The 25,831-nt window shown below is 60.9% G+C and carries 22 protein-coding genes; 15 read left to right on the top strand and 7 right to left on the bottom strand.

What is annotated here, in order from left to right; translation table 11 throughout:
* Positions 1 to 53: 53 nt before the first annotated feature.
* From C4J89_RS17905 to mnmC, 4 genes are all read right to left on the bottom strand, one after another.
* Positions 54 to 1,253, bottom strand: coding sequence for an osmoprotectant NAGGN system M42 family peptidase (locus C4J89_RS17905; RefSeq protein WP_124363698.1), 1,200 nt, complete (start codon positions 1,251 to 1,253; stop codon positions 54 to 56).
* A gap of 136 nt (positions 1,254 to 1,389) precedes the next feature.
* The gene (gene ngg, locus C4J89_RS17895; protein ID WP_124415198.1) at positions 1,390 to 3,135 is read right to left on the bottom strand and encodes an N-acetylglutaminylglutamine synthetase; all 1,746 of its coding nucleotides are present in this window, start codon (positions 3,133 to 3,135) and stop codon (positions 1,390 to 1,392) included.
* A gap of 3 nt (positions 3,136 to 3,138) precedes the next feature.
* Complete coding sequence (locus C4J89_RS17890; RefSeq protein WP_124363696.1) at positions 3,139 to 4,911, bottom strand: N-acetylglutaminylglutamine amidotransferase; 1,773 nt, start codon at positions 4,909 to 4,911, stop codon at positions 3,139 to 3,141.
* A gap of 161 nt (positions 4,912 to 5,072) precedes the next feature.
* The gene (mnmC, locus tag C4J89_RS17885; protein WP_124415197.1) at positions 5,073 to 7,064 is read right to left on the bottom strand and encodes a bifunctional tRNA (5-methylaminomethyl-2-thiouridine)(34)-methyltransferase MnmD/FAD-dependent 5-carboxymethylaminomethyl-2-thiouridine(34) oxidoreductase MnmC; all 1,992 of its coding nucleotides are present in this window, start codon (positions 7,062 to 7,064) and stop codon (positions 5,073 to 5,075) included.
* A gap of 155 nt (positions 7,065 to 7,219) precedes the next feature.
* On the opposite strand from mnmC, the gene pap reads away from it, so the two are divergent.
* Positions 7,220 to 8,734: a polyphosphate:AMP phosphotransferase gene (gene pap / locus C4J89_RS17880; RefSeq protein ID WP_124415196.1), complete on the top strand. Its 1,515-nt coding sequence runs from the start codon at positions 7,220 to 7,222 to the stop codon at positions 8,732 to 8,734.
* Between the two features lie 176 nt (positions 8,735 to 8,910).
* Complete coding sequence (locus C4J89_RS17875) at positions 8,911 to 10,095, top strand: thiolase family protein (RefSeq protein WP_124415195.1); 1,185 nt, start codon at positions 8,911 to 8,913, stop codon at positions 10,093 to 10,095.
* Between the two features lie 291 nt (positions 10,096 to 10,386).
* Here the strand turns inward: C4J89_RS17875 and C4J89_RS17870 are convergent, their stop codons facing one another.
* Positions 10,387 to 11,256 carry a LysR substrate-binding domain-containing protein gene (locus tag C4J89_RS17870; RefSeq protein ID WP_124415194.1) on the bottom strand — a complete coding sequence of 290 codons (870 nt, stop codon included), beginning with the start codon at positions 11,254 to 11,256 and terminating at the stop codon, positions 10,387 to 10,389.
* Between the two features lie 110 nt (positions 11,257 to 11,366).
* Here C4J89_RS17870 and C4J89_RS17865 point away from each other — a divergent pair, with 110 nt between their 5' ends.
* From C4J89_RS17865 to C4J89_RS17815, 11 genes are all read left to right on the top strand, one after another.
* A complete protein-coding gene (locus tag C4J89_RS17865) occupies positions 11,367 to 12,134 on the top strand; it encodes a TSUP family transporter (protein ID WP_124415193.1) in 768 nt (255 codons plus the stop codon).
* Between the two features lie 446 nt (positions 12,135 to 12,580).
* Positions 12,581 to 13,102: a fimbrial protein gene (locus C4J89_RS17860; RefSeq protein ID WP_124363690.1), complete on the top strand. Its 522-nt coding sequence runs from the start codon at positions 12,581 to 12,583 to the stop codon at positions 13,100 to 13,102.
* Between the two features lie 51 nt (positions 13,103 to 13,153).
* Positions 13,154 to 13,714 carry a fimbrial protein gene (locus tag C4J89_RS17855; RefSeq protein ID WP_124363689.1) on the top strand — a complete coding sequence of 187 codons (561 nt, stop codon included), beginning with the start codon at positions 13,154 to 13,156 and terminating at the stop codon, positions 13,712 to 13,714.
* Between the two features lie 20 nt (positions 13,715 to 13,734).
* Positions 13,735 to 16,338, top strand: a complete 2,604-nt coding sequence (locus C4J89_RS17850; RefSeq protein WP_164487600.1) for an outer membrane usher protein — start codon at positions 13,735 to 13,737, stop codon at positions 16,336 to 16,338.
* The gene (locus tag C4J89_RS17845; protein WP_124363688.1) at positions 16,335 to 17,096 is read left to right on the top strand and encodes a fimbria/pilus periplasmic chaperone; all 762 of its coding nucleotides are present in this window, start codon (positions 16,335 to 16,337) and stop codon (positions 17,094 to 17,096) included. Before C4J89_RS17850 ends, C4J89_RS17845 begins: the two co-directional genes overlap by 4 nt.
* 17 nt (positions 17,097 to 17,113) lie before the next feature.
* A complete protein-coding gene (locus C4J89_RS17840) occupies positions 17,114 to 17,695 on the top strand; it encodes a fimbrial protein (RefSeq protein WP_124363687.1) in 582 nt (193 codons plus the stop codon).
* A gap of 10 nt (positions 17,696 to 17,705) precedes the next feature.
* On the top strand, positions 17,706 to 18,188 hold the full coding sequence (locus tag C4J89_RS17835) for a fimbrial protein (protein ID WP_124415192.1): 483 nt from the start codon (positions 17,706 to 17,708) through the stop codon (positions 18,186 to 18,188).
* 43 nt (positions 18,189 to 18,231) lie between these two features.
* Positions 18,232 to 18,711, top strand: a complete 480-nt coding sequence (locus C4J89_RS17830) for a fimbrial protein (protein WP_124363685.1) — start codon at positions 18,232 to 18,234, stop codon at positions 18,709 to 18,711.
* An 11-nt stretch (positions 18,712 to 18,722) separates the two neighbouring features.
* Positions 18,723 to 19,259: a fimbrial protein gene (locus C4J89_RS17825; RefSeq protein WP_124415191.1), complete on the top strand. Its 537-nt coding sequence runs from the start codon at positions 18,723 to 18,725 to the stop codon at positions 19,257 to 19,259.
* Between the two features lie 37 nt (positions 19,260 to 19,296).
* Positions 19,297 to 20,256 carry a fimbrial protein gene (locus tag C4J89_RS17820; protein WP_124363683.1) on the top strand — a complete coding sequence of 320 codons (960 nt, stop codon included), beginning with the start codon at positions 19,297 to 19,299 and terminating at the stop codon, positions 20,254 to 20,256.
* A gap of 75 nt (positions 20,257 to 20,331) precedes the next feature.
* Positions 20,332 to 21,288: a DMT family transporter gene (locus C4J89_RS17815; protein ID WP_124363682.1), complete on the top strand. Its 957-nt coding sequence runs from the start codon at positions 20,332 to 20,334 to the stop codon at positions 21,286 to 21,288.
* 148 nt (positions 21,289 to 21,436) lie between these two features.
* Here C4J89_RS17815 and C4J89_RS17810 read toward each other — a convergent pair whose 3' ends face one another.
* On the bottom strand, positions 21,437 to 22,738 hold the full coding sequence (locus tag C4J89_RS17810) for an IS4 family transposase (protein ID WP_124416046.1): 1,302 nt from the start codon (positions 22,736 to 22,738) through the stop codon (positions 21,437 to 21,439).
* 590 nt (positions 22,739 to 23,328) lie between these two features.
* A complete protein-coding gene (locus C4J89_RS17800; protein WP_124371345.1) occupies positions 23,329 to 24,717 on the bottom strand; it encodes a class II fumarate hydratase in 1,389 nt (462 codons plus the stop codon).
* Positions 24,718 to 24,909: 192 nt separating this feature from the next.
* Between C4J89_RS17800 and C4J89_RS17795 the strand changes: the two genes are divergently transcribed.
* Entirely contained in the window at positions 24,910 to 25,428 is a 519-nt protein-coding gene (locus C4J89_RS17795) for a DUF2059 domain-containing protein (RefSeq protein ID WP_003236690.1), read from the top strand.
* Between the two features lie 6 nt (positions 25,429 to 25,434).
* Positions 25,435 to 25,728, top strand: coding sequence for a BolA family transcriptional regulator (locus C4J89_RS17790; protein WP_124363679.1), 294 nt, complete (start codon positions 25,435 to 25,437; stop codon positions 25,726 to 25,728).
* Positions 25,729 to 25,831 lie beyond the last annotated feature (103 nt).

Genomic DNA, 25,831 nt, shown 5'->3' with positions numbered 1-25,831 from the left:
CTCAGGTGTCAGGTCCCGGCGATGCTACTGCGCCAGGACCTTGGTTGCCAGTATCAGCTGTTGTCGGCGTCGGACTTCTGGCCGACCAGGCTGTCCACCGACGGCACGCGGGTATCGCTCTCCATGTGCGTCTCATGCTCGATCTGATGGCTGAAGCGGTCCAGGGAGCCTTGGGCCGGTTGCGCATCGCTGGCAAAGACCGGTGGGCTGAGGATGTAGGCACCGAGCAGACGACTGAGGGCCGCCAGGCTGTCGATATGGGTGCGCTCGTAACCGTGGGTGGCATCGCAACCGAACGCCAGCAGGGCCGTGCGGATGTCATGCCCGGCGGTCACCGCCGAATGCGCATCGCTGAAGTAATAGCGGAACAGGTCACGGCGCACCGGCAGGTCGTTATCCGCCGCCAGGCGCAGCAAATGCCGTGACAGGTGATAGTCATAAGGCCCACCGGAATCCTGCATCGCCACGCTCACCGCGTGTTCGCTGGAGTGCTGGCCGGGGGCGACCGGGGCGATATCGATACCGACGAACTCACTGACATCCCAGGGCAGGGCGGCGGCCGCGCCGCTGCCGGTTTCCTCGGTGATGGTGAACAGCGGGTGGCAATCGATGAGCAAGGGTTCGCCGCTGTCGATGATTGCCTTGAGCGCGGCGAGCAGGGCGGCGACGCCGGCTTTGTCGTCCAGGTGACGCGCGCTGATGTGACCGCTTTCGGTGAATTCCGGCAGTGGGTCGAACGCCACGTAGTCACCGATGCCGATCCCCAGGGAGTCGCAGTCGGCGCGGGTCGCGCAGTAGGCGTCCAGGCGTAATTCGACGTGGTCCCAGCTCACCGGCATTTCATCCACGGCGGTGTTGAACGCGTGCCCGGAGGCCATCAATGGCAACACGCTGCCGCGAATCACCCCGTTGTCGGTGAACAGGCTGACGCGGCTGCCTTCGGCAAAACGGCTCGACCAGCAGCCGACCGGCGCCAGTGTCAAGCGGCCGTTGTCCTTGATCGCGCGTACGGCGGCGCCGATGGTGTCCAGGTGCGCGGAGACGGCGCGGTCAGGGCTGTTCTTCTGGCCCTTGAGGGTGGCGCGAATCGTGCCGCGCCGGGTCATTTCAAACGGGATGCCGAGTTCTTCCAGGCGTTCGGCGACGTAGCGCACGATGGTGTCGGTAAACCCGGTGGGGCTGGGAATGGCGAGCATTTCCAGCAGGACTTTCTGCAGGTAGGCGAGATCCGGTTCGGGAATGGTTCGGGTCATGGAAACTCCTGATGGGTTGAGGGCGATCGTTCCCACGCTCTGCGTGGGAATGCAGCCCGTGACGCTCTGCGTCACAACAGCGGACGCGGAGCGTCCCTTGAGGCATTCCCACGCGGAGCGTGGGAACGATCAGAGGTCAGGTGGCCGGCTGACTGTGCGGAAACAACAAATCCACAAACTTCTCGGCGGTAGGTTGCGGTTCATGATTGGCCAGGCCGGCCCGCTCGTTGGCTTCGATAAACACGTACTCGGGTTGGTCGGCGGCGGGCACCAGCAGGTCGAGGCCGACCATGGGAATATCCAGCGCACGGGCGGCGCGCACGGCGGCGTCCACCAGGGTCGGGTGCAGGATCGCCGTGACATCTTCCAGGCAGCCGCCGGTATGCAGGTTGGCGGTGCGACGCACGGCCAGTTGCACGCCGCGCGGCAGGACGCTGTGGTAGTCATACCCGGCGGCTTTCAGGGTGCGCTCGGTTTCCGCGTCCAGCGGGATCTTGCTTTCGCCATCGGTGGCGGCCTGGCGCCGCCGGCTCTGGGCTTCGATCAAGGCGCGGATCGAATGCTGACCATCGCCTATCACTTCGGCCGGGCGACGAATCGCGGCGGCGACCACTTCAAAGCCGATCACCAGGATGCGCAGGTCCAGGCCTTCGTGGAAGCTTTCGAGCAGCACTCGGCTGTCGAACTGGCGCGCCGCTTCAATCGCCGCTTGTACTTCCTCGATAGTCCGCAGGTCCACCGCCACGCCCTGGCCCTGCTCGCCATCCAGCGGCTTGACCACGATGCGTTGGTGCTCGTCGAGAAATTCCAGGTTGTCATCGGCGCTGCCTGCCAACTGTTGCGAAGGCAACTGCAAACCGGCGGCCTTGAGCACTTTGTGAGTCAGGCTCTTGTCCTGGCACAAGGTCATGCTGATGGCGCTGGTCAGGTCGCTCAACGACTCCCGGCAACGCACGCGGCGCCCGCCATGGCTGAGGGTGAACAGCCCGGCATCGGCATCGTCCACGTGCACATCGATACCGCGCCGATGGGCTTCTTCGACAATGATCCGCGCATAGGGATTGAACCCCGCCTGTGGCCCAGGGCCGAGAAACAGCGGCTGGTTGATGCCGTTTTTGTGCTTGATCGCAAAGGTGGTCAGCGCGCGGAAACCGAGCTTGGCGTAGAGGCTCTTGGCCTGGCGGTTATCATGCAGCACCGACAGGTCCAGGTAGCTCAAGCCACGGCTCATAAAGTGTTCCACCAGGTGGCGCACCAGCACTTCACCCACACCGGGGCGTGTGCATTGCGGGTCTACCGCCAGGCACCACAGGCTGCAACCGTTTTCCGGATCGTGAAAGGCTTTCTGGTGGTTCAGGCCCATCACGCTGCCGATCACCGCGCCGCTGTCTTCATCTTCCGCCAGCCAGTACACCGGGCCACCTTGATGGCGCGGGGTCAGGCGTTCGGGGTCGATGGGCAGCATGCCGCGTCCCTGATACAGCAGGTTCACCGCCTGCCAGTCGGCCTCGCTTTGTACCCGACGGATACGAAAACCGCGAAACACCCGTGTGGCCGGGCGGTAATCGCTGAACCACAGGCGCAGGGTGTCGGAAGGGTCGAGGAACAGCTGCTGCGGATCGATCCCCAGGATCTGCTGGGGTGCGGCTACATACAGCGCGATGTCACGCTCGCCGGGCTGCTCGTTGAGCAGCTCCTGGGCAAGGCTGGCGGGGTCGGGAAAGGTATGCCCGATCAGCAAGCGGCCCCAGCCGCAATGCACGGCAATCGGGTCGGGGCCTTGGGCGCTGCCGTCTTCGGCAAGCCGGGCCTGCAGGCGCTCGTAGGTCGGCGCCTGGCCCTTGAGTAAGCGTTGGCTATATGCCGCAGCGTTAGGTTTCATCAATCAGATTCCTTGTTCGCTGAGCCACAGGTTCAACGCCGCCAGTTGCCACAGCTTGGAGCCACGCAACGGGGTCAACTGGCCCTGTGGGTCCGTCAGCAAGCGGTCGAGCATGGCGGGGTTGAACAGGCCACGGTCCTGGCTGGGGTCCAGTAGCAGTTCGCGTACCCAGTTGAGGGTATCGCCCTGTAAATGCTTGAGGCCTGGCACCGGGAAGTAGCCTTTCTTGCGGTCGATGACTTCGCTGGGGATCACGCGGCGCGCGGCTTCCTTAAGCACCTGCTTGCCGCCGTCGGGCAACTTGAACTTGCCCGGCACGCGAGCCGAGAGTTCCACCAGGCGGTAGTCGAGAAACGGCGTACGCGCTTCCAGGCCCCAGGCCATGGTCATGTTGTCGACGCGTTTGACCGGGTCGTCCACCAGCATCACCGTGCTGTCCAGGCGCAGGGCCTTGTCCACCGCAGCGTCCGCGCCCGGCATCGCGAAATGTTCGCGCACGAAGTCCCCGGCGGCGTCGTTGGCGGTCAGCCATTTCGGCGCGACGGTGGCGGCATAGTCGTCGTAGCTGCGGTCGAAAAATGCCTCGCGATACGCCGCATACGGGTCGCTGGCGCCATCCACCTGTGGGTACCAGTGGTAACCGGCGAACAGTTCGTCGGCGCCCTGGCCGCTCTGCACCACCTTGCAATGCTTGGCCACTTCCCGCGACAGCAGGTAGAAGGCGATGCAGTCATGGCTGACCATCGGCTCGCTCATGGCGCGAAAGGCCGCTGGCAGCTGCTCGATAATCTCGCTTTCGGCGATGCGCAGTTGGTGGTGGCGGGTACCGTAGTGCTTGGCGATCAAATCCGAGTACTGGAACTCGTCGCCGCGCTCGCCGCCGGCGTCTTCAAAACCGATGGAGAAGGTCGACAAGTCTTCGACGCCCACTTCGCGCAGCAGGCCGACCAGCATGCTCGAGTCGACGCCACCGGAAAGCAGCACGCCGACGTCGACCGCCGCGCGTTGACGGATGGCCACGGCTTCGCGGGTGCTGTCGAGCACGCGGTCGGTCCAGTCTTCCAGGCTCAGGTTTTTTTCGTCATCACGGGGACCATAGGGCAGGGTCCACCAGGTTTGCTGTTCGGTCTTGCCGTTCGCATCGATGCGCATCCAGCTCGCTGGCGGCAGCTTTTCAATGCCCGCCAGCAGCGTGCGCGGCGCGGGCACCACGGCGTGAAAATTGAGGTAATGGTTGAGTGCGACCGGGTCGAGAATCGGGTTGATATCGCCACCCTTGAGCAACGCCGGCAACGCCGAGGCAAAGCGCAGGCGCTGGCCGGTGCGCGATAGGTACAGGGGCTTTACGCCGAGGCGGTCGCGGGCGATGAACAGCCGCTGGGCATCGCGCTCCCAGATGGCAAAGGCAAACATGCCATTGAGCTTGGGCAACAGCGCTTCGCCCCAGGCGTGATAGCCCTTGAGCAGCACTTCGGTGTCGCCGCCGGAATAGAAGGCATAGCCCAAGGCTTCCAGCTCTTGGCGCAGTTCCGGGAAATTGTAAATCGCGCCATTGAATGCCAGTGACAAGCCCAGTTGGGCGTCGACCATCGGTTGGGCGGAGCCGTCCGACAGATCCATGATTTTCAGGCGGCGATGGCCCAGGGCAATCGGCCCTTGGGCATGGAAACCCCAGGCGTCGGGGCCACGAGGGGCGAGGTGATGCGTGATGCGTTCCACGGCTGCCAGGTCGGCAGGTTGATGATCAAAGCGTAACTCGCCAGCTAATCCACACATAAGTTCCTTACCGGTTTTTCCGTTGGGGAGGGGTCAATACTCAATACGCACCAAAAGGGCGCTTACCCAGAAACTGACCCCAGGCACAACCCGGGAGTTTTAGAACGATAAGTTATAAGTGGACTTTAGCTAATGGCACCGCCGCTTTCGCCGTTTCGCGCTCAGGGCGCTGGTCGCGCTTTGCCGCGAATCAATTCGCGCAGGGCAAACCGGTTGGGATGGCAGGCCTGGGCAACGCTGACGGGCAACGGCAGCGGTTCGTTATCCAGCCACGCCGCCAGCAGTTGCGCCGATAAAGGCGCGGTGATCAGGCCTCGAGAACCATGGCCGCTGTTGATGTACACACCGTCCAGCCACGGGCACGGCGTATCGGGTACCTGGCGGGCGTCCTTGGCCAATACGCCATACGCCTCGGCAAACGCGCTCGCATCGGCCAGCGGGCCGACAATGGGCAGATAGTCGGGGCTGGTGCAGCGGAAGGCCGCTCGGCCTTCCAGGGTTTCAAGCGGCTGAGTGTCGGCGTGCAAGGCGTGCAACAGGGCCGGGGAAATTTCCCGCAGCAGCGTCAGGTTATCGGCGTGTTCGGCGAGGGTAGGCGTGAGGTCCTCGCTCTTGAAATCGAAACTGGCGCCCAGGGTGTGTTCGCCCAAACGGGCCGGCGCAACATAACCTTGCCCGCACACCACCGTGCTCAACGCTCGGCTCTCGACAGTTTGCGCAAGGCTCGTGATTTGCCCGCGAATGCGCTTGAGCGGCAGCGCGGCGCTGAAGGGAAAGCGCTTGATCTCGGCGGCGCCGGCAAGCACCACCACGGGCGCGCTGGCGATCAGCGTGTCACCGTTGCGGGCCTGCCATTGGCCGTCGACGCGCTGCAACGTGAGCGCCTCCTGATGCACGCGCACCTCCACGCTGGGATGCCGCGCCTGCCACGCGCACAGGGCGGGCGGATTGACCCAGCCGCCTTCGGGGAAAAACAGCCCGCCCATCTCCAGCGGTATACCCGCGTGGGCTTGGGCCTGGGCCGCATCCACGCGGTGCAGCAGGTCCGGCGCGAAGGCCTCGGCCAGTTGGGCCTGGCGTTCGGCCTCCTTGGGATTGAACGCCAGTTGCAGTACACCGCAGGCGTCCCAGTCCACCCCGCGCTGCAAATGCTCCAGCAGCCGACGGGTGTAGCCGAAGCCGCTGACAATCAACTGTGACAGCGCCGTGCCATGGGCCGACAGTTTCAGGTACAGCACGCCCTGCGGATTGCCCGAGGCTTCCTGGGCCAAGGCCGCGTGACGTTCCAGCAGGCACACCTGCCAGCCCCGCGCCGCCAGGCTGGCCGCCGTGCAGCAACCAGCCAGCCCACCGCCGATCACCAGAGCCCGGCGTTCGCTCGGCGCGGGCGCCGGCCGTGCGAACCACGGCGCGCCAGTGACGGGCCGGGGTGTGTGTTCAGGCCAACCGAGAAATTCCCCGCGCAGGATCTCCCACTTATGGCCGATGCCCGGCGTGCGTTTCATCTTGAACCCGGCGGCGTTGATCAGCCGCCGTACCCAGCCGGTGCTGGTGAAGGTGCTGATGGTCGAGTCCGGTGCCGCCAGGCGCGCCAGTTCGGCGAACAGCTCGGCGGTCCACATGTCAGGATTTTTCGCCGGGGCGAAGCCGTCGAGAAACCAGGCATCGACCTGTGCATCCAGTTGCGGCAATTGCTCCAGGGCATCGCCGATCAATAGCGTCAGGGTCACGCGGCCGTGGTCCAGCACCAACTGCTGGAAGCCTGGATGGATGGCGATGTACTGCGCCAGTAATTGCTCGGCATAAGGTGCCAGCTCCGGCCACAGGCCCAGGGCGCGTTGCAGGTCGGCATGGCTCAGCGGGTATTTCTCCACGCTGACAAAATGCAGGCGTGCCCCGGCCACCGCGTGTTGGTCGAACAGCTGCCAGGCGCACAAAAAATTCAAGCCCGTGCCGAAGCCGGTCTCGCCGATGACCAGCCGCCCGCCCGCCGGCAAGGCGGCGAAGCGCTCCTGCAAACGGTTCTGCTCCAGGAACACATAGCGGGTTTCTTCAAGGCCCGACTGGGTGGAGAAATACACGTCGTCGAACATCCGCGAATGCGGGCGGCCGTGGTCGTCCCAGTCGAGCTGGGCGTGGGCGATGGGGGTCATGGGCGGCTCATAAATAGACAGCGGGCAAACACAAGGGGGCCATTCTAGCCGATCGACACGCCATGAATTGAGCCATGGCAAGCCTCGGTGGAATTTCCTGCCGCGTGCCGCTGCCCAATCCGCTAGTCTTGAGCCATCTTGAAACGGAGCTGCCCATGTTCGAATCCGCCGAAATCGGTCACGCCATCGACAAAGACACCTTTGAGGCCGCAGTGCCGGCCCTGCGCGAAGCCCTGCTGGAAGTGCAGTACGAGCTGCAACAGCAGAAGCGCTTCCCGGTGATCATCCTGATCAACGGTATCGAGGGCGCGGGCAAGGGCGAGACGGTCAAGTTGCTCAACGAGTGGATGGACCCGCGCCTGATCGAAGTGCGCACCTTCGACCAGCAGACCGATGAGGAACTGGCGCGCCCACCGGCCTGGCGCTACTGGCGGCAATTGCCGGCCAAGGGGCGCATGGGGATTTTCTTCGGCAACTGGTACAGCCAGATGCTGCAAAGCCGCGTCCACGGCCAGATCAAGGACGCCCGTCTCGACCAGGCCATCGCCGGGGCCGAGCGCCTGGAGAAGATGCTCTGCGATGAAGGTGCGCTGATCTTCAAGTTCTGGTTTCACCTGTCCAAGAAACAGATGAAGGCGCGGCTCAAGGCGCTGGCCGATGACCCGCTGCACAGTTGGCGCATCAGCCCGCTGGACTGGCAGCAGTCCGAGACCTACGACAAATTCGTGCATTTCGGCGAACGCGTGCTGCGCCGTACCAGTCGCGACTATGCGCCGTGGCATGTGATCGAAGGGGTCGACCCCCGTTACCGTGGGCTCACCGTGGGCAAGATTCTGCTTGAGGGCCTGCAAAACGCCTTGAAACTGCCCAAGGGCAAGGCCAGTGGCATGAACCCGGCGCCGTTGATCGCGTCGGTGGACCAGAAGAGCCTGCTCGACAGCCTCGACCTGAGCCTGCGCCTGGACAAGGACGATTACGAAGAACAACTGATTACCGAACAGGCGCGCTTCTCCGGGCTGATGCGCGACAAACGCATGCGCAAGCACGCACTGGTGAGCGTGTTCGAGGGCAACGACGCGGCCGGCAAGGGCGGGGCGATCCGCCGCGTGGCGGCCGCGCTGGACCCGCGCCAGTACCACATCGTGCCGATTGCCGCGCCCAGTGAAGACGAGCGCGCCCAGCCCTACCTGTGGCGGTTCTGGCAGAAGATCCCGGCGCGCGGCATGTTCACCGTGTTCGACCGCTCCTGGTATGGGCGGGTGCTGGTGGAACGCATCGAAGGCTTCTGCACCCCGACCGATTGGATGCGCGCCTATGGCGAGATCAATGATTTCGAAGAGCAGTTGCGCAATGCCGGGGTGATCGTGGTCAAGTTCTGGCTGGCCATCGACAAGGAAACCCAGCTGGAGCGTTTCCAGGCCCGCGAAGAGATTCCCTTCAAGCGCTTCAAGATTACCGAGGACGACTGGCGCAACCGTGACAAGTGGGACGACTACCGTGCGGCGGTGGGCGATATGGTCGACCGCACCAGCACTGAAATCGCACCCTGGACCCTGGTGGAAGCCAACGACAAACGCTGGGCGCGGATCAAAGTGCTGCGTACCCTCAACCGCGCACTGGAAGACGCGTTTGCCAAGAGCGACAAGCACGACAAGAAGAAAAAGAAATAACGGGCTGCCCAGCTCGATAATGTGGGAGGGGGCAAGCCCCCTCCCACATTGATCTCTACCATCCGATGGACCGCATCCCGGCCTCATGCTTTTGCATCCATGCAGTGAATGATCATCGCGCCTGCCCAGGGCCCGGCTCTATCCTCGATCCACAACCACAAGATCGAGGTAGCCCCATGCGTGAAGTAGTGATCGTCGACAGCGTGCGAACCGGCCTGGCCAAGTCTTTTCGCGGCAAGTTCAACCAGACTCGCCCTGATGACATGGCCGCCCATTGCGTCAACGCGCTGCTGAGCCGCAATGGCATCGACCCGGCGACGGTGGAGGACTGCATCGTCGGTGCCGGCTCCAACGAAGGCGCCCAAGGCTACAACATCGGGCGTAACGTGGCGGTGCTGTCACACCTGGGCACCGGCACGGCGGGCATGACGCTCAACCGTTTCTGTTCGTCGGGCTTGCAAGCGATTGCGATCGCGGCCAACCAGATTGCCTCGGGTTGCAGCGACATCATCGTCGCCGGCGGCGTCGAATCCATCAGCCTGACCATGAAGAGCGTCAACACCAACCACCTGATCAACCCGCTGCTCAAAGAGCAGGTGCCTGGTATCTACTTGCCCATGGGCCAGACCGCCGAAATCGTCGCGCGGCGCTACCAGGTCAGCCGCGAGGACCAGGACCTGTACGCCCTGCAAAGCCAGCAGCGCACGGCACAGGCCCAGGCCGATGGCCTGTTCGACGATGAAATCGTGCCGATGGCGGTCAAGTACAGCGTCGAAGACAAGCACACCGGTCAGGTGCAGGTACTCGATGGCGTGGTCGACCGCGACGACTGCAATCGCCCCGACACCACACTGGCCAGCCTCAGTGGCCTGAAGCCGGTGTTTGCCGAAGACGGTTCGGTGACGGCGGGTAACTCGTCGCAGCTGTCCGACGGCGCCTCGATGACCCTGGTGATGAGCCTGGAAAAAGCCCTGGCGCTGGGGCTCAAACCCAAGGCGTTCTTTCGCGGGTTTACCGTGGCCGGTTGCGAGCCGGACGAAATGGGCATCGGCCCGGTGTTCTCGGTGCCTAAACTGCTCAAGGCCAAAGGCTTGCAGGTGGCGGATATCGACCTGTGGGAACTCAATGAAGCGTTTGCCTCACAGTGCCTGTACGCCCGTAATCGCCTGGAAATCGACAATGCCCGATACAACGTCAACGGCGGTTCCATCGCCATCGGCCATCCATTCGGCATGACCGGGTCGCGGCAAGTGGGGCACCTGGTGCGGGAACTGCAACGACGTGATTTACGCTATGGCATCGTCACTATGTGCGTGGGCGGCGGGATGGGGGCAACCGGGTTGTTTGAAGCTGTGCGCTAGTGCGCGGCCACTGAAGGCAGGAGTCTGACGGCTCGGCAGCCGACGACTGCCTGAACTGATGCCCCCGCGATCCAAATGTGGGAGGGGGCTTGCCCCCGATGGTCATAGGTATCTACACAACTTTGGCACAGCCCTGAACCTGTGATTGCTCGGGAGCCGAAGCCTCTCTAACTGATGCCACGCGACCTAAATGTGGGAGGGGGCTTGCTCCCGATGGCGGCCTGACAGCCGACCATGATGTTCGATCAAGAACGGGCAGCGTTGCACGTAAGCCATCCTGCATGGAAAAGATCAAAGGTTTTTTAACTGTTCCGTCAGCAAGGCTGCAAACTTATCTTTTGCAGGATGAACTTTAACGTTTTTATTCCAGATGAAATAGTTTGTTATAGGTAGTAACTCACTGAATTCATAACCGCTGATTCCACCCATTTTCCGAAACTGCTCATACATGCCCTTAGGCACTAACGATACGCCCGCCCCTGAATTGACGCACCCGAGTATGGTGCCATAACTGGCAATGCTTGTTATGGCGTTCGCTACGCCGCAATCAGCCAGCCAGTTTTCCAGCGACTTCCTGTAAGGGCATCCTTCGGGCCACATGAATATGTTTTTCCCGCCAAGATCCCGCGGCCCTCGAATTGTCCCTGCAGACGCCGACGCAATTAGCACGAGCTCTTCCTGGTAGATTTCCACACATTCAATATCTGCGTGCTCAGGGCTCATAGCAATGATCGCGCCATCCAGCTTAAGGTCAACCACATCATTCACCAACTGTGGCCAGGTTGCCGTACTGAATTCCATTTGCACGGCGGGGTAGTGTTGATGATAAGTGGACAGCAGCTTGGGCAGTCTTCCTGTCGCAGCAGACTCTATTGCACCAATCTTCAATACCCCGCAAGCCACTGATGCAGGGTCAAGCGCTCTTCGAGATTCCTGGCACAATGACAAGATTTTATTTGTGTATTCTAGAAACAATCGTCCGGAAGGGCTGATAACAAGCCCTCGGCCCTTTCGTATAAATAAGGAAGCGCCAAGCTCCTTCTCTAGCGCTTTTATTCTGTTTGTTATGTTTGACGGAACGCAATGCAACAGTTCGGAGGCCCGAATGATACTGCCTTGATCGGCAACCACCTTGAACATAGTCAGTTGTGAGAGTTCCATTCCATTGCTCACTAAAAGTGAATGATGGGCTCAGTATAAGTTACTTGTTGCAAGCTAATCAATAAATTATGTTATTAACCCTGAACCCAAATGCTGGTCGGATATATTATATGGATTTTGAATACGCTGTGATTGCATTAGGTTTTTTTGCTTTTTGCGGCGGGTTAATAGACGCTGCGGTTGGCGGCGGAGGGCTTGTACAATTGCCAGCGCTGCTGCACGTCCTACCTCAGTACAGTCTCGCCACGGTGTTTGGAACAAATAAACTTGCTGTATTGGCAGGGAATTGTTCCTCTATATTTAGTTACCTGAAAAGAATAAGGATCATATGGAAATTAATGCTTCCCACCATGGTCTCGGCTTTTATTTTTGCGTTTGTTGGGGCCATGTCCGTCTCTATCATTCCTAAGAGGCTGATGGAGTATGTTGTGTTCTTTCTCCTGATAGCTATGGCAGGCTACACGTTTATCAAGAAAGATTTAGGATTGGCGAGCTCACACAAGCACTGCGGCAGCAGGGAAGTTTTGTTGGGCATTTTCTTCGGTGGTGTAATTGGTTTCTATGACGGCGTGTTTGGGCCCGGTAGCGGCAGTCTATTACTCTTTGTATTCGTCAAATATTTCGGTTTTGATTTTCTAAACGCCTCAGCTTCTGCAAAGCTGGTTAACTTAGGCACGTTCAGCGCGGCCCTTATATTTTTTGTGCCGTCCGGCAACGTGTTGTGGGCGATAGGTGGAGTGGTTGCCCTGTGTAATATTGCAGGTTCCCTGACCGGGGTTTTCCTGGCGCTAAGATATGGCAGCAGGTTTATCAGGGTGTTTTTTTTGATTCTGCTGATATTTTTAATAGGAAGAATGGGGCTGGCTCTCGGTTCGTAGCTTGTTGCCATCACCTATCCGTTCGGACATACCCCTCGCTCCGCAGCTATATTCTTTGGTTGCAAATCCCCAATAAAATTTGTTGTTTGTTTAGTTCGTGTAGCCCTATTCTTACGGCCATGTCCTGCTCTAAACTATTCGCATTAACTTGCGTGTAGTCCCATTCCTTCAGTCGTTTTCAAAGTTTTGGCAAAGTGCCATAATTTTCCTGCACGCCTTGATATGCAAAGGCTACATCGTTAAACGAAACAGCTGGCTTACTTCTTCAAGTGTGAAGCGGACACTTGCCCGGCGTTGAGTGTGGTCCTGAAATGCAATACAAAAAGTTGGAAAAGCATGTCAGGAGCAACCCCCCTCAATGCATGGGTCAAACCGCTCTTTTAATCAGCCCTGTGCCTCTCGGTGGCAAGGCTTCTTAATGACACTTGTTAAGTGGGAATCTGTAGATGAAAACCAAAATGAAAGCTGTGCTGTTGTCTGTCGGTCTGCTGGCCGGTTCGATGTCCATGGCGCATGCGGCGGATGGAACGGTTACGTTTTTGGGGTCGGTCCATTCGGGCGCTTGCTCTATCAAGCCTGACTCCGTTGATCAAACTGTTCGCCTGGGGGCGATTGCCAAGCATCAGTTGCAATCGGGGGGCAAGTCGGAGGCCCGGCGTGTGCTGATTGAACTGGAAGGTTGCGATCTGACGGGCCTCACTGACAACACCGTCACCACCACCTTCACCGGCGCACCATCCGGCGCTGTACCGGGCGCGATCGGTACGGTCGGCGGTGCTGGCGGCGTGGGCATCATGATGACCCATGGCGGCGCCCCGGTTGAGTTGGGGGTGCCTACCGCCCCGCAAATCATTTCCGCCGGGGATAACACCCTGGAGTTCGGTGCATATGTACAAGGCGCCGCCTCAGCCCCGATCGTGCCTGGCGATTTCAGCGCGGTCACCAATTTCACCTTGGCTTATCAGTAAGTCGTGCCCCCGCCACCCAGTGTGGCGGGGGAGCGCTGACGGGAGATCCAGGTGAAAACATTCATACGTCTGGCTATCGCCTCTTCATTGACGACGTTCATCAGCCCTTGCGTGGTCGCCCAGGCGTCTGCGCAAGGCGATGGGGTCGTGCTGCTGGGAGGGGAAGTGATCGATTCTGCCTGCGGGCTGGAACTGGGCAGTATCGATCAAACCATCGAAATGCCGCCCGAACCGGTTGGCCGGCTCCTGCGCAACACACGGGGCGAAGACCATCCCTTCCAGTTGCGTCTGGTCAATTGCTCGTTGACCCGCCCCGACCCGTTGCGCCCAGGTGAAACCCTGCCGGACTGGGAGCACATGCGCGTGACGTTCGATGGCCCCACCGACAGGGCAGGGCTTTCCTTCGCGGTCTTTGGCGAGTCGCAGGGGGTTGCCCTGCACATCGTGGACGCTGCCGGCGAGGAAAGTCGTCCGGGGCAACGCATGGCACCGGTGCCACTGGCGGAGGGCGACATGACACTCAACTACCGGTTTTTCCTGGTCGGCAACGGCTTGCCATTGGCGGTTGGGGCTCACAGTGCCGCGGTGCGGTTCAAGTTGGAATACTTTTGAACAGTGATGGACAGGCTTGCATGTTGAATACGTCGAAAATCAAAAATACGTTCCGTCCCGGACTGTTGGGCGGGTTGATGTCATTGGCGGGCACTGCAATGGGCGCCGCAGATATCGAGTTCAATACCGACGTTCTCGATCTGAGTGATCGCACTAATATTGACTTGTCTCAATTTGCACGCAGCGGGTTCATTCTGCCTGGCACTTATTCGATGGCGGTGCAGCTGAACGCCCAATCTATTCCTGAGCAATCGGTAGCGTTCTATCCCCCCGATAACGATCCCAAGGGCAGCCAGGCCTGCTTGTCGCACAGTCTTGTCGAGCAACTGGGCCTGAAAGCGGCGGATGCCGGCAAACTGACCTGGTGGAGGGACGGCGAATGCCTGGATATCACCAGCCTGCCGGGCATGGAAGTCAGTGGCGACCTGGCCACCTCGAGCCTGAGCATCAACCTGCCCCAGGCTTACCTTGAGTACAACGCCATCAATTGGGACCCGCCTTCGCGCTGGGACGAGGGGGTGCCGGGGCTACTGGTGGACTACAGCCTGACGGCGCAGTCCAACTACCAGAAGAATGACGGCCAGCGCAAAAATCTCAGCGGCAACGGCACCGTCGGGGCCAATGCCGGCGCCTGGCGCATAAGGGCCGATTGGCAGGGGCGGGTGGAGAGTGGCCGGCAAGAGGCGGCCGGGCCGCAGAAGCTGGAATGGAGCCGCTACTATGCGTATCGCGCCATTCCGGCGCTGCAGGCGCGCCTGGTGGTGGGTGAGAGCTACCTGTATTCGGACCTGTTCGACAGTTTCCGCTTCACCGGCGCCTCGCTTAACTCGGATCAAAGCCAGCTGCCACCCAACTTGCGCGGTTACGCGCCGGAAGTGGTCGGGGTGGCCAAGACCAATGCAAAGGTCATCATCAGCCAGCAGGGGCGTGTGCTCTACGAGACGCTGGTCGCGGCCGGTCCTTTTCGCATTCAGGACCTTAATGATGCGGTGACCGGCAAGCTGGATGTGCGCGTGGAAGAACAGGACGGTTCGGTCCATACCTTCCAACTCAACACGGCCGGTGTGCCGTACCTGACGCGTCCAGGCCAGGTCCGCTACAAGCTGGCGAGCGGGCGGCCTTCCAATCTGCAGAACGGCTCCGATGGCAACGTCTTCGGGACCGGAGAGTTTTCCTGGGGCGTGAGCAATGGCTGGTCGTTGTTTGGTGGGGGGATCACCGATAACAACTATCGGGCGTTATCCGTGGGCGCGGGCCGCGACTTGCTGGCGTTCGGCGCCGTCTCGCTGGATGTCACGCAGTCCCATGCCAGCGTGTGGAACGAGACGCTCTCGGGTAAATCCTACCGCCTTCAATATTCCAAGAATTTCGAACAGTACGACAGCCAGGTGACGTTCGCCGGCTACCGCTTTTCCGAGAAGAACTTCCTGAGCATGAGTGAATACCTGGACGCCCGGTATTACGGGTTGAACGGCGAACTCGGCGGGCGTGGGGATTATCGGGACCCCAATGAGGGGTGGAAGCCTATCGGCGGCAGCAAGGCGCTGTATACGGTGACGGTCAACAAGCAGTTTCGTGACCTGGGCGCCACCGTATACGCCAGTTACAACAAGCAAACCTACTGGGACCGGCCGGACACGCAGCGCTGGAACCTGTCGCTGTCGCGCTACTTCAATGTGGGCACGGTCAAGAACATGAGCCTGTCCCTGAACATGTACCGCTCTCAGGAATATAACTATAAGGATAACGGCATGGCGCTGACGGTCAGCCTGCCGTTGGGGCGTACCGGCACACTCTCGATGGATGCCAGTCGAGGCGCCGGCAACAACAACATTGCCACGCGCTACAGCGATCGCCTCGATGAGCGCAACAGCTACCAGCTCAGCGCGAGCGATACGTCTGCCAGCGGTTACCTGAGCCATATGGGCGATCACGCTGATGTCGATCTAAGCGCCAGCCGGCAGCAGGGCGGTTCCAGCAGCCTCAGTGTCTCTGCGCGCGGCGGTGCCACGCTCACGGCCCACGGTGCCGCGCTCCATCGAACCACCAGCACCGGCGGCACCCGCCTGATGGTCGACACCACCGGGGTGCCCGATGTGCCCGTACGCGGTTATGGCGCGCCGACGCGCAGCAATGCCTTCGGCAAGGCCGTGATCTCGGATATCAGCAGTTACCAGCGTACCGCCGCCAGCGTCGATCTGGAGCGCTTGCCGAGCAACGTCGAAGCCACTCAATCGGTCACGCAACTGACGCTCACCGAAGGGGCGATCGGTTATCGCTCGCTGGACGTGATTGCCGGCGAAAAGGCCATGGCGGTGCTGCGCCTGGCGGATGGCAGTTCGCCGCCCTTCGGCGCGACGGTGAAGAACCTCAAGCAACAGGACACCGGCATTGTGAATGACGGCGGCCACGTCTACCTGAGCGGCATCCAGGCCGGCGAGCAGATGTCCGTCAGTTGGGGCGGCGACGAGCGCTGCCTGCTCACACTGCCCGCCACCTTGCCCGCCGATGGCTTGACCGACGCCCTGCAATTGCGCTGCCAGGTGGTAGCCGCTGACCCAACCTTGCCCGAGCCCGCCGGGCTGACCGGCAAGCCTACCGATACGGAGAACACAGCCTCATGAGACCGACCACACGTTCCACATTCCCGGCCTTCGCGCTGTTGGCCCTGGGCTTGAGCCAGAGCGCCAACGCGGCGGTGGGCCTGGACCGTACCCGAGTGATTTTCGACGGTGGCAAAGACGCCACCAGCGTGAACATCACCAACAACAACACCCAGCTGCCGTACCTGGCCCAGGGCTGGATCGAGGATGAAGCCGGTCAGAAAATCACCACACCGTTGATCGTGCTCCCACCGGTGCAACGCTTGGAGCCGGGCAAACAGAGCCAGGTGAAAGTCCAGGCATTGCCGGCGGCCAAGGCGCTGCCACAGGATCGGGAGACGGTGTACTACTTCAACCTGCGGGAGATCCCGCCGCGCAGCGATAAGTCCAACACCCTGCAGATTGCCCTGCAAACCCGCATCAAGTTGTTCTACCGACCGCAAGCCATCGCGCCGAGTCAGCAGGACTTGTCCAACCCCTGGCAGGAGAAACTGACCCTGACCCGCGAAGGCGATCAATACCGGGTGAATAACCCGACGCCGTACTACGTGACCCTGGTGGATGCGCGCAGCAGCAAGGACGGTAAAACCGTGCCCGGCTTTACGCCACTGATGGTGCCACCCAAGGGCGTCCTGACCCTGGGGGCCACGGCCAAGGCGCTGGGGACAAGCCCTTATTTGGCCTATGTAAACGATTACGGCGGGCGCCCGGTGCTGGCCTTCAGTTGCACGGGCGACACTTGCAAGGTGAACCCCCAGGCCGCGCCGGCGAATGAGTAATGCTGCTGGAGAACGTCATGAAGTCGCAAAAAGTGAAGGTTCTGGGCGGCCTGTTATGGGTCATGGCGATGGGGGCACAGGCTGCGGATGATGAGGATATCGAAGGCATGAGCGGCATGCTCAATGTGCTCGGCTCCATGCATGAGTCGCCTTGCAGCCTGGAAATGAGCTCCCTGCACCAGACCGTCGATCTGGACGCGGTATCGACCAGCCAGTTGCAACGGCCCGGTGACCAGGCGACCGCCAAGGCCTTTCAGCTGCGGTTCACCGATTGTCTGCGCACCGCCGGCCGCATACGCAATGAGCGTACGGGGAACCTGACCTGGAGCGCCTACCAACCGGTGCTGTCGGTGCTGTTCGAGGCGCCGGCCGATGCCGACGATCCACGGCTGGTCAAAGTGCAGGGCGTCACCGGCATGGGCCTGCAGTTGACCGATGCCCTCGGCCGGGACGTGCAACTGGGCACACGCGGCCAGCCGCTGTTTTTGCCCGTGGGCCGCAATACCCAGACCTGGAATGTGCGGCCCACGCGCACCGCTGCGCCGTTGACCAGCGGGGCATTCAGGGCCGTCGTGGAAGTCAGGCTCAATTATGAATAAGGGGGCAGCGATGGCTAAATCAATCGGTTTGATCGCCGGCGGCGTGTTGCTGGCGGTCAGCCAGGGCGTACAGGCCGAGACCAGCTTGACCATTCGCGCGGTGATCATTGCGCCTCCGCCGTGCGTCATCAACGGTGGCAGCACCCTCGATGTGCCGTTTGGCAATGACCTGCAGACGTCACGGGTCGACGGGGTCAACTACCGTCGCGGTGTGCCGTATACCGTCACCTGTGATTCGCCGTTCAGCAATGCGCTGACCCTGGAACTCAAGGGCACGGTGGCGTCGTTTGACAATCGCGTGCTCTCGACCCGCAAGGCCGATCTTGGGGTCAGGCTGTTTGTGAATGGCGCTGACTGGCCGTTGAACACGGCGGTGAATTTTACCTACCCCAATTTCCCTGTGGTGCAGGCGGTGCCGGTCAAGCGTGCGGGCAGCACGCTGACCGGCGGGGCCTTCGACGCGACCGCGACCCTGGTGGTCGATTACCAATGATGGCTACCGATAAAACGGCTATGGATAACAAGAGGAACGACCCATGACAGCTTGGCAGCCGCGAGCGTTGCTCGCCCTGTGGGCCATCGGCCTGTGCAGTGGCGCGTCGGCCAACGTGACGTTCAGCGGCACGTTGAATGAGCCCCCGCCCTGCACCATCGACGCGGGCAACACCATTGAAGTCGACTTTGGCGATGTCGGGGTGAAGCGCGTCGACGGCGTGAGATATCGCAGGGGCGTCGGCTACGCGATCAACTGCGGCACCGACACGCTGCCGTGGGCGCTGAAACTGAGCGTCAACGGCACCCCCACGGCGTTTGATGGTGCAGCGGTGCAGACCAGTGTGCCTGCGCTGGGCATTCGGGTTTTTCAGAATGACCTGCCATTTTCACTCAATACGCCGCTGGATATCACCCTGTCGTCACCGCCGACATTGGAGGTGGTGCCGGTGCAACAGCCCGGCGCAACACTGCCTCCCGCCAGTTTCACGGCGGTGGCCACGTTGTTGGCCGAATACCAGTAGGAGCTGAATCGATGCGATATCAAAGGGTTCACAAGCACGGCCTGGCACTCCTGCTCATCTGCGGCATGATCCCCATGGGGCACGCGGCGGACAATCTGCGTTTCAAAGGCAACCTGGTCGAAGAGGCGTGCACCCTGCGCCCCGGCGACGAGGCAATTACGCTGGAACTCTGGGACCTGACCAGCAAACACCTCTATATCAACACGCGCTCGGTGGGTAAGCGTTTCAAGCTGCACCTGGAAGACTGCGACACCACGATCGGCGACTCGGTGACCATCACCTTCGGCGGTGTAGAAAACCGCGAGCTTCCCGGCTTGCTCGCGTTGGACGGTGGCAGCGGCGCCTCGGGCATTGGCGTCGGCATCGAGACGTTGAGTGATAAACCCTTGCCCTTGAATGCCGTCAGCGACAAGCAGGTGTTGAGCGACGGCAGCAATGCCATCGAGCTCAAGGCCTATGTGCAAGGCGAGCCGAGAGCCCTCCAGAATCAAACCATCGGGCACGGTGCGTACACGGTGACCTCAACTTTTACGCTGGACTATCCATAGGCTGTGGCCGGGTAGAGCAGAGCAGCGAGAGATCAAAATGAAACGACTGTTTGGCGCGATGGCGCTTCTTGTGTTGACTGGCGTTACGACGACCGCGCAGGCTGTTGACTGTCGGGTTAATGGAGGTGGCTGGCAAACCGGAAATCCAAATTTGAGTGTGCCCGTTACCGTTCGTTTGACGGAAGATCGGACGAGAATCCTGATGGAGGGTGCGCGGCTTGAATGTAGATTTTCACCTGGCTCCCAGAGCCCGTCCTGGTGGATTGATTATTGGAGAACGGGCAACGCTGCAGGAACCGCCTGGACGCCTGGCCCCAAATTCAGCGATGAAGGCACGGGTTTACGAATAAACGGGGCACACCTAAATACGCCAGTCCCGAATGCAATACTTATCGCCACATTGCCTGACAACCTGGCAAGTTACCCTATTGATGTCATTCCCTATATTTTGATGCGTAACTCTCCGACGAAGCCCATCAATGTTCAAAGGGGGGATAATCTTGGTGTGTTACGTCTCACCAGTTCGAATAACTTCGACGGCAGCCGGCCGCAACTCACTGTCACCTACACCGCCAACAACAACTTCACCGTTTCCCCGTCTACCTGCACGATCAATAACAACAATCCCATCGAAATCAACTTCGGCAACGTGCACCAGCGCGCCATCGGCACCGACCCGCTGACATCGTCCATCGTCAGCAACCGCAGGCTCACCTATTCATGCCCGGATGGCGGGATCAATTCACCCATCACCATCACTTACAAAGGCACCGGCACCGGGTTCGATTCGCGCTTGCTGATGATGACCAACGCCGACGTGGGCACGGCCCTCGTTCGTGGAGGGGCGGCGGTGCCCGTGAACGGTTCGTTCCTGACCCAAATCACCAACAGCACGGGCGCCGACGACGTGACGTTTTCCCTGGTACGTCGAGCGGGTTCATTGCCGGCCGCCGGCCCCATCAGCGGCAGCGGGGTACTGGTGATGGGCGTGCCATGAACACAGCGTGATACCCAAAGCTCACCGCCTGCCCCTAGAATGCCGGTTCCACTTCCTCTGGCATTCGGGGCACTCATGCACATTTCTTCCGGCCGCTGGGTCTACGGTTTTTTCCTGACCCTGTTGACCGCGCTGCTCTGGGGCATTCTGCCGATCAAGCTCAAACAGGTATTGCAGGTGATGGACCCGATCACCGTCACCTGGTTTCGCCTGGTGGTGGCCGGCAGTTGCTTGTTTATTTATCTTGCGGCGACCAGGCGTTTGCCCAGTCGCAAGGTGCTCGGCCCCAAGGGCGGCTGGCTGGTGGCGATGGCGGTGTGTGGGCTGGTCGGCAACTACGTGTTGTATCTGGTCGGCCTGAAAATGCTCAGCCCCGGTACCGCGCAACTGGTGGTGCAGATGGGGCCGATTTTTCTGATGGTTGCCAGTGTATTTGTGTTCAAGGAGCGTTTCAGCCTGGGGCAGGGCGCGGGGCTGGTGATATTGATCGTTGGCTTCGGGCTGTTCTTCAACCAGCGCCTGCTGGAATTGCTCACCTCGATGGGCAGCTACACCGCCGGGGTACTGACGGTCCTGCTGGCGACCAGCATCTGGGTGTTTTACGCCCTGGGCCAGAAGCAGTTGTTGACCGTGTGGAATTCGCTGCAGGTGATGATGGTGATCTACCTGTCGTGCGCCGTGTTGCTCACACCCTGGGCGCACCCGCTGGAGGCGCTGCAACTGAGCCCGCTGCAGGGCTGGCTGCTGCTGGCGTGTTGCATGAACACCCTGGTGGCGTACGGCGCGTTTGCCGAGGCGCTGGCCCACTGGGAGGCCTCGCGGGTCAGCGCGACCCTGGCGCTGACGCCGCTGGTGACCTTTGTGGCAGTGGCGTTGGCGGCGTGGCTGTGGCCGGATTTCGTGCAGGCCGAAGCGATCAATGCCTTGGGATATTTTGGCGCGCTGGTGGTGGTGATCGGCTCGGCGATGGTGGCGTTGGCGCCGTCATTGATGGCCGGGCTCAGGGCCCGGCGATTGCGCATGGCTTCATGAGTATTTGAGCGGTACGCCGATCCAAATGTGGGAGGGGGCTTGCCCCCGATGGCGGCCTGACAGCCGACCGTGATGTTGGATCAGAGCGAGTACATATCCGTTGCTGCGGTAACGGCGGCTGGCGGTTCCGCTCTTACAGCCAGCCCTTTCAAGGTCTTTTGATTTTAGCGGCCTTGAGCACCCGATCCGTCGACACATGGGCATTCGCGGCTTTGCCTTCCAGCCATTCCTTGGGTTTAGGCACCTTCGGCCCCCGCTTGCTCTTGACGACCGCTTTGGGCTGGATATTTCGAGCAAGTGCAAGCAGATATTGAGCCAGCCCCGCTGCGGGGATAGGGATGGATAAATATTCTGGCAAGGCTATTTGCATTCCCTCGTAACCGCTGCGTACCTGCACCGTCAGGTGAAAAATCGATGCTTCCCAATCGTCGTGCAGAGTTTGGCGATGAGCTTGTTCGACGCTGCGTTTGAGCACGGCCAGAACGTTGTAAGCCAACACGGCCGATGCAAATCCCAACAGGGCTGCCTTAGGGTTGCCCAAGGTTTCGATTTCACTGTCCAACACCGCTTCCAGGCGCTGGGACATCCCTTCGATGCTCCAACGACGGCGGTACAAATCGGCGATTTGCTCAGCACTGATAGAGTCGGGCAAGTTGCTCCAGAACAGCAGCGTGGTGTCGCCGGATTCGGTGGGGTTTTGCAGGCTCAGTTCGACTCGCCGCCACTGGCGTCCACCTTTTACTTCGATGATTTGCTCACGCACGCTGCCTGCCGCGACCGCAACAGGCAGCTGCCAGTCGCTTTCCTTAAGCAGGCGTGGATGTTTGCTCTGTTCGCGAATGATGAACGAGGCCCCGGTATCTTCGCAGGCCTCCATGACTGGGAGCGTGCAGTAGAGTCGATCAGCCATCCACAGTTGCCCCGCGTTGGCCTTTTCCAGCAACGGCAGCACGCTGACGCGTTCGCTGGCATAGGCATCTTCACAAGGCTGAAGATCAACGACCTGGTCCAGATCGGGGTCGTAAACCACAACGGAAAAACCAGGCCGGGCGGCGCCTCGTTCACGGCGCAAAGCGCCCAGACGCTTTTCGCTGGAAGGCAGGTGGTTACCGTCAACGACCCGTAGTTGCCAACCAGGCAAAATGGCTGTGTGCCCCAGTTCTTTTATCGTCGGTGCCAAACGCTCTGCGCTACCGGTGACCAAGGCGCGCAGTAGCGCAGGCTCTGTACGACTGACCTTGTCATACAGCGCCGCCAAGCTGACAGGAAGATCTTCCATCTGTCGCGCGGCGGCATGCAGCGAAGGTCGCAAACCCAATGAAACAAGGGACATCAGTTCAACGATGGTTGAAAACAAAAGCTCTCGTGGGTACTGCCGCTGACGGTGCTCTTCGAATATCTGGTCGACCCATTCAGCAGGAACAGCCTGCTCCAATATCACTCTGGTCATGACACTGGCCGGTGCTTTTTTCTCAAACCGCGCTAGAACCTCTGCCCACATCGCTTTCGTCACCCTGATCGGAGTTTTGCGGGATTTTATCAAAGACCTTGAAAGGGCTGGCTCTTACAGCGGGTCACTTTTGGAAGGACCGGAATGCCGGCCCAGCCAAAAGTAACCAAAAGGTCCTCGCCCCACCACTCGGCACCTCGCCTAGGCTCGGTGTGCCCGTAATCCGACAGTGATTTGGGGGGCCGCCGCCACGCGCCATCCATGGCGCGGGGCGGCTAAACCGGCATCCCTGCCGGTTTACCCCCCAAATCACTGTCGAATTCCGGCCAGCGTGGTTTAACGGGGCGCCTAAGATCAAGAGCAAGATCAAGAGCGGCTCGCTTCGCATCGTGGTTAGCGTAGGCTGCTGCTACCAAGTTGTGTAGATACCTATGCTCCGATAGCGGTGGGTTAGTGTGCGCATTGGCAACTGAACCACCGCCATCGGGGGCAAGCCCCCTCCCACATTTTGGTTGCGGGGCGTCAGTTAGAGAGGCTTCGGCTGTCGAGCCGCCATGGGAGCAAGCCCCTCCCACATTTGCCTTTGGCGCTTAATGCCCGGCTTCCAGCATATTCTCCGGACGTACCCACTGGTCGAACTGCTCATCGGTCAGATAGCCCAGCGCCAGCGCCGCTTCGCGCAGTGTCAGCCCTTCGGCATAGGCCTTCTTGGCGATCTGCGCGGATTTGTCATAACCGATATGCGGGTTCAGCGCGGTCACCAGCATCAGCCCGCGTTCCAGGTGTTCGGCCATCTGTTCGGCGTCTGGCTCTAGGCCGGCGATGCAGTGTTCCTGGAAGTTGTTGCAGCCATCGGCCAGCAGGCGGATCGATTCCAGCAGGTTGTGGATGATCACCGGTTTGTAGACGTTCAACTGCAGGTGCCCTTGGCTTGCGGCGATGCCGATGGTCACGTCATTGCCCAGCACCTGGCAGGCCAGCATCGACAGCGCTTCGCACTGGGTGGGGTTGACCTTGCCGGGCATGATCGAGCTGCCCGGTTCGTTGGCCGGCAATTTGACTTCGGCCAGCCCGGCGCGAGGGCCGGAGCCCAGCAGGCGCAGGTCGTTGGCGAGTTTCATCAGCGCCACGGCGAGGGTTTTCAGCGCGCCATGCAAGGTTACCAGCGGCTCATGGCCGGAGAGGGCGGCGAATTTGTTCGGTGCTGTGACGAACGGCAAGCCCGACAACGCCGCCAGCTCGGCGGCAATCGCCTCGCCAAAGCCGTGGGGCGAATTGAGCCCGGTGCCGACGGCGGTGCCGCCCTGGGCCAGCTCGCACACGGCGGGCAGGGCGCTGCGGATGGCGCGTTCGGCGTAGTCCAACTGCGCGATAAATGCCGAGACTTCCTGACCGAAAGTGATCGGCGTTGCGTCCATCATGTGGGTGCGGCCGGTCTTGACCAGCTTCATATGCCGCGCCGCCAGTTCCGCCAGGCCGCCGGACAACACCGTGATGGCCGGCAGCAATTGCTCGTGAACCGCCTTGACGGTGGCGATGCTCATGGCCGTTGGGAAGCAGTCATTGGAGCTCTGCGAGCGGTTCACATGGTCGTTGGGGTGCACCGGGCTTTTGCCGCCGCGGTTGTTGCCGGCCAGTTCATTGGCGCGACCGGCGATCACTTCGTTGGCGTTCATGTTGCTCTGGGTGCCGCTGCCGGTCTGCCACACCACCAGTGGGAACTGGTCGTCGTGCTGGCCGTCCAGCACTTCGTCGGCGGCCTGTTCGATCAGGCGGGCGATGTCGGCGGGCAAGTCGCCGTTACGGTCGTTGACCCGTGCAGCCGCCTTCTTGATCAGGGCCAGGGCATGCAGCACCGCGAGCGGCATGCGCTGTTCGCCGATGGCGAAGTTCACCAGCGAACGTTGGGTCTGGGCGCCCCAGTAAGCGTCATCCGGGACGTGGACGTCTCCCAGGCTGTCAGTTTCGATACGGCTCATCGGGCACACTCCTTCAGGTTCGTTTGCGCAGTTTAGGCTGTGATCGGCCCAGGGGGTTCCAAAAAACACGCTTCATCGGATTTGCCCCCCGCAAAACCAGGCCCGACAAGGCCTGGGGTTGAGCCGCGAGGTTTTTTAGGCGCAGAATGGTCGCCCTTGGGGTTTTACCTCGCCTGCTAGAAAGGAAACTCGATGACTCGTCTTCGTGCCATCTGTACCGCGGTTGCTCTGGTTTGCGCCAGCGGCCAGGTTTTTGCCGATACCGCCAGCCACAACGCCAGTGCCGAAGCCTTCCTTACCCTGGCCCACGCTGACAAGCTGGGTACCCCGGTATACATGCAAGTGCAACAAATGTTCGCCCAGCGTTTCGAACAGACCAAGGCGCCTGCCGCCAAGCAGTCGGTCCTCGACAGCTACCAGGCCAAGGCCAATGCCGCCCTGGACCAGGCTATCGGCTGGCCGAAGCTGAAGCCGGACATGGTCAAGCTCTACACCACCAACTTCAGCGAATCGGAGCTCAAGGACCTGGTTGCCTTCTACCAGTCGCCACTGGGCAAGAAAGTCCTGGAAAAAATGCCGCAACTGACCCAGCAATCGGCCCAGATGACCCAGGCCAAGCTGGAAAGCGCCGTGCCGGTGGTGAACAAGCTGTTGGAAGACATGACCAACGAGCTGACGCCCAAAGCCGCCGCACCGGCCAAGAAGAAGTAAGCAGGAATGACCATGCAACAGCGTATCGAAACGGCACTCGCCGCCCTGAACCCGCAACACTTGAGTGTGCTGGATGAGAGCCACATGCACAGCCGTGGGTTGCAGACCCACTTCAAGGCCGTGCTGGTCAGCCAGCAATTCGAGGGGCTCAACCGCGTCAAGCGCCACCAGAAGGTCTACGCCAGCCTGGGTGACCTGATGAACGAGTTTCATGCGCTGGCGCTGCATACCTACACGCCTGAAGAATGGGCGAACATCGACGCAGCGCCGGCTTCGCCGACCTGCGCCGGCGGGCATTGAGCGCAGCCTCGACCCGCGCGAGCGGGTCGAGGCGATGCCAGTACCCGGATACACAAAACATCCTCCAGCACCACCTTGCTCCACCCCCGCATCCCTAGGCTTT

Origin of the sequence: Pseudomonas sp. R4-35-07, from assembly GCF_003852235.1 — a bacterium.
Taxonomy (GTDB): domain Bacteria; phylum Pseudomonadota; class Gammaproteobacteria; order Pseudomonadales; family Pseudomonadaceae; genus Aquipseudomonas.
This window is presented reverse-complemented; position numbering and strand designations above follow the sequence as displayed.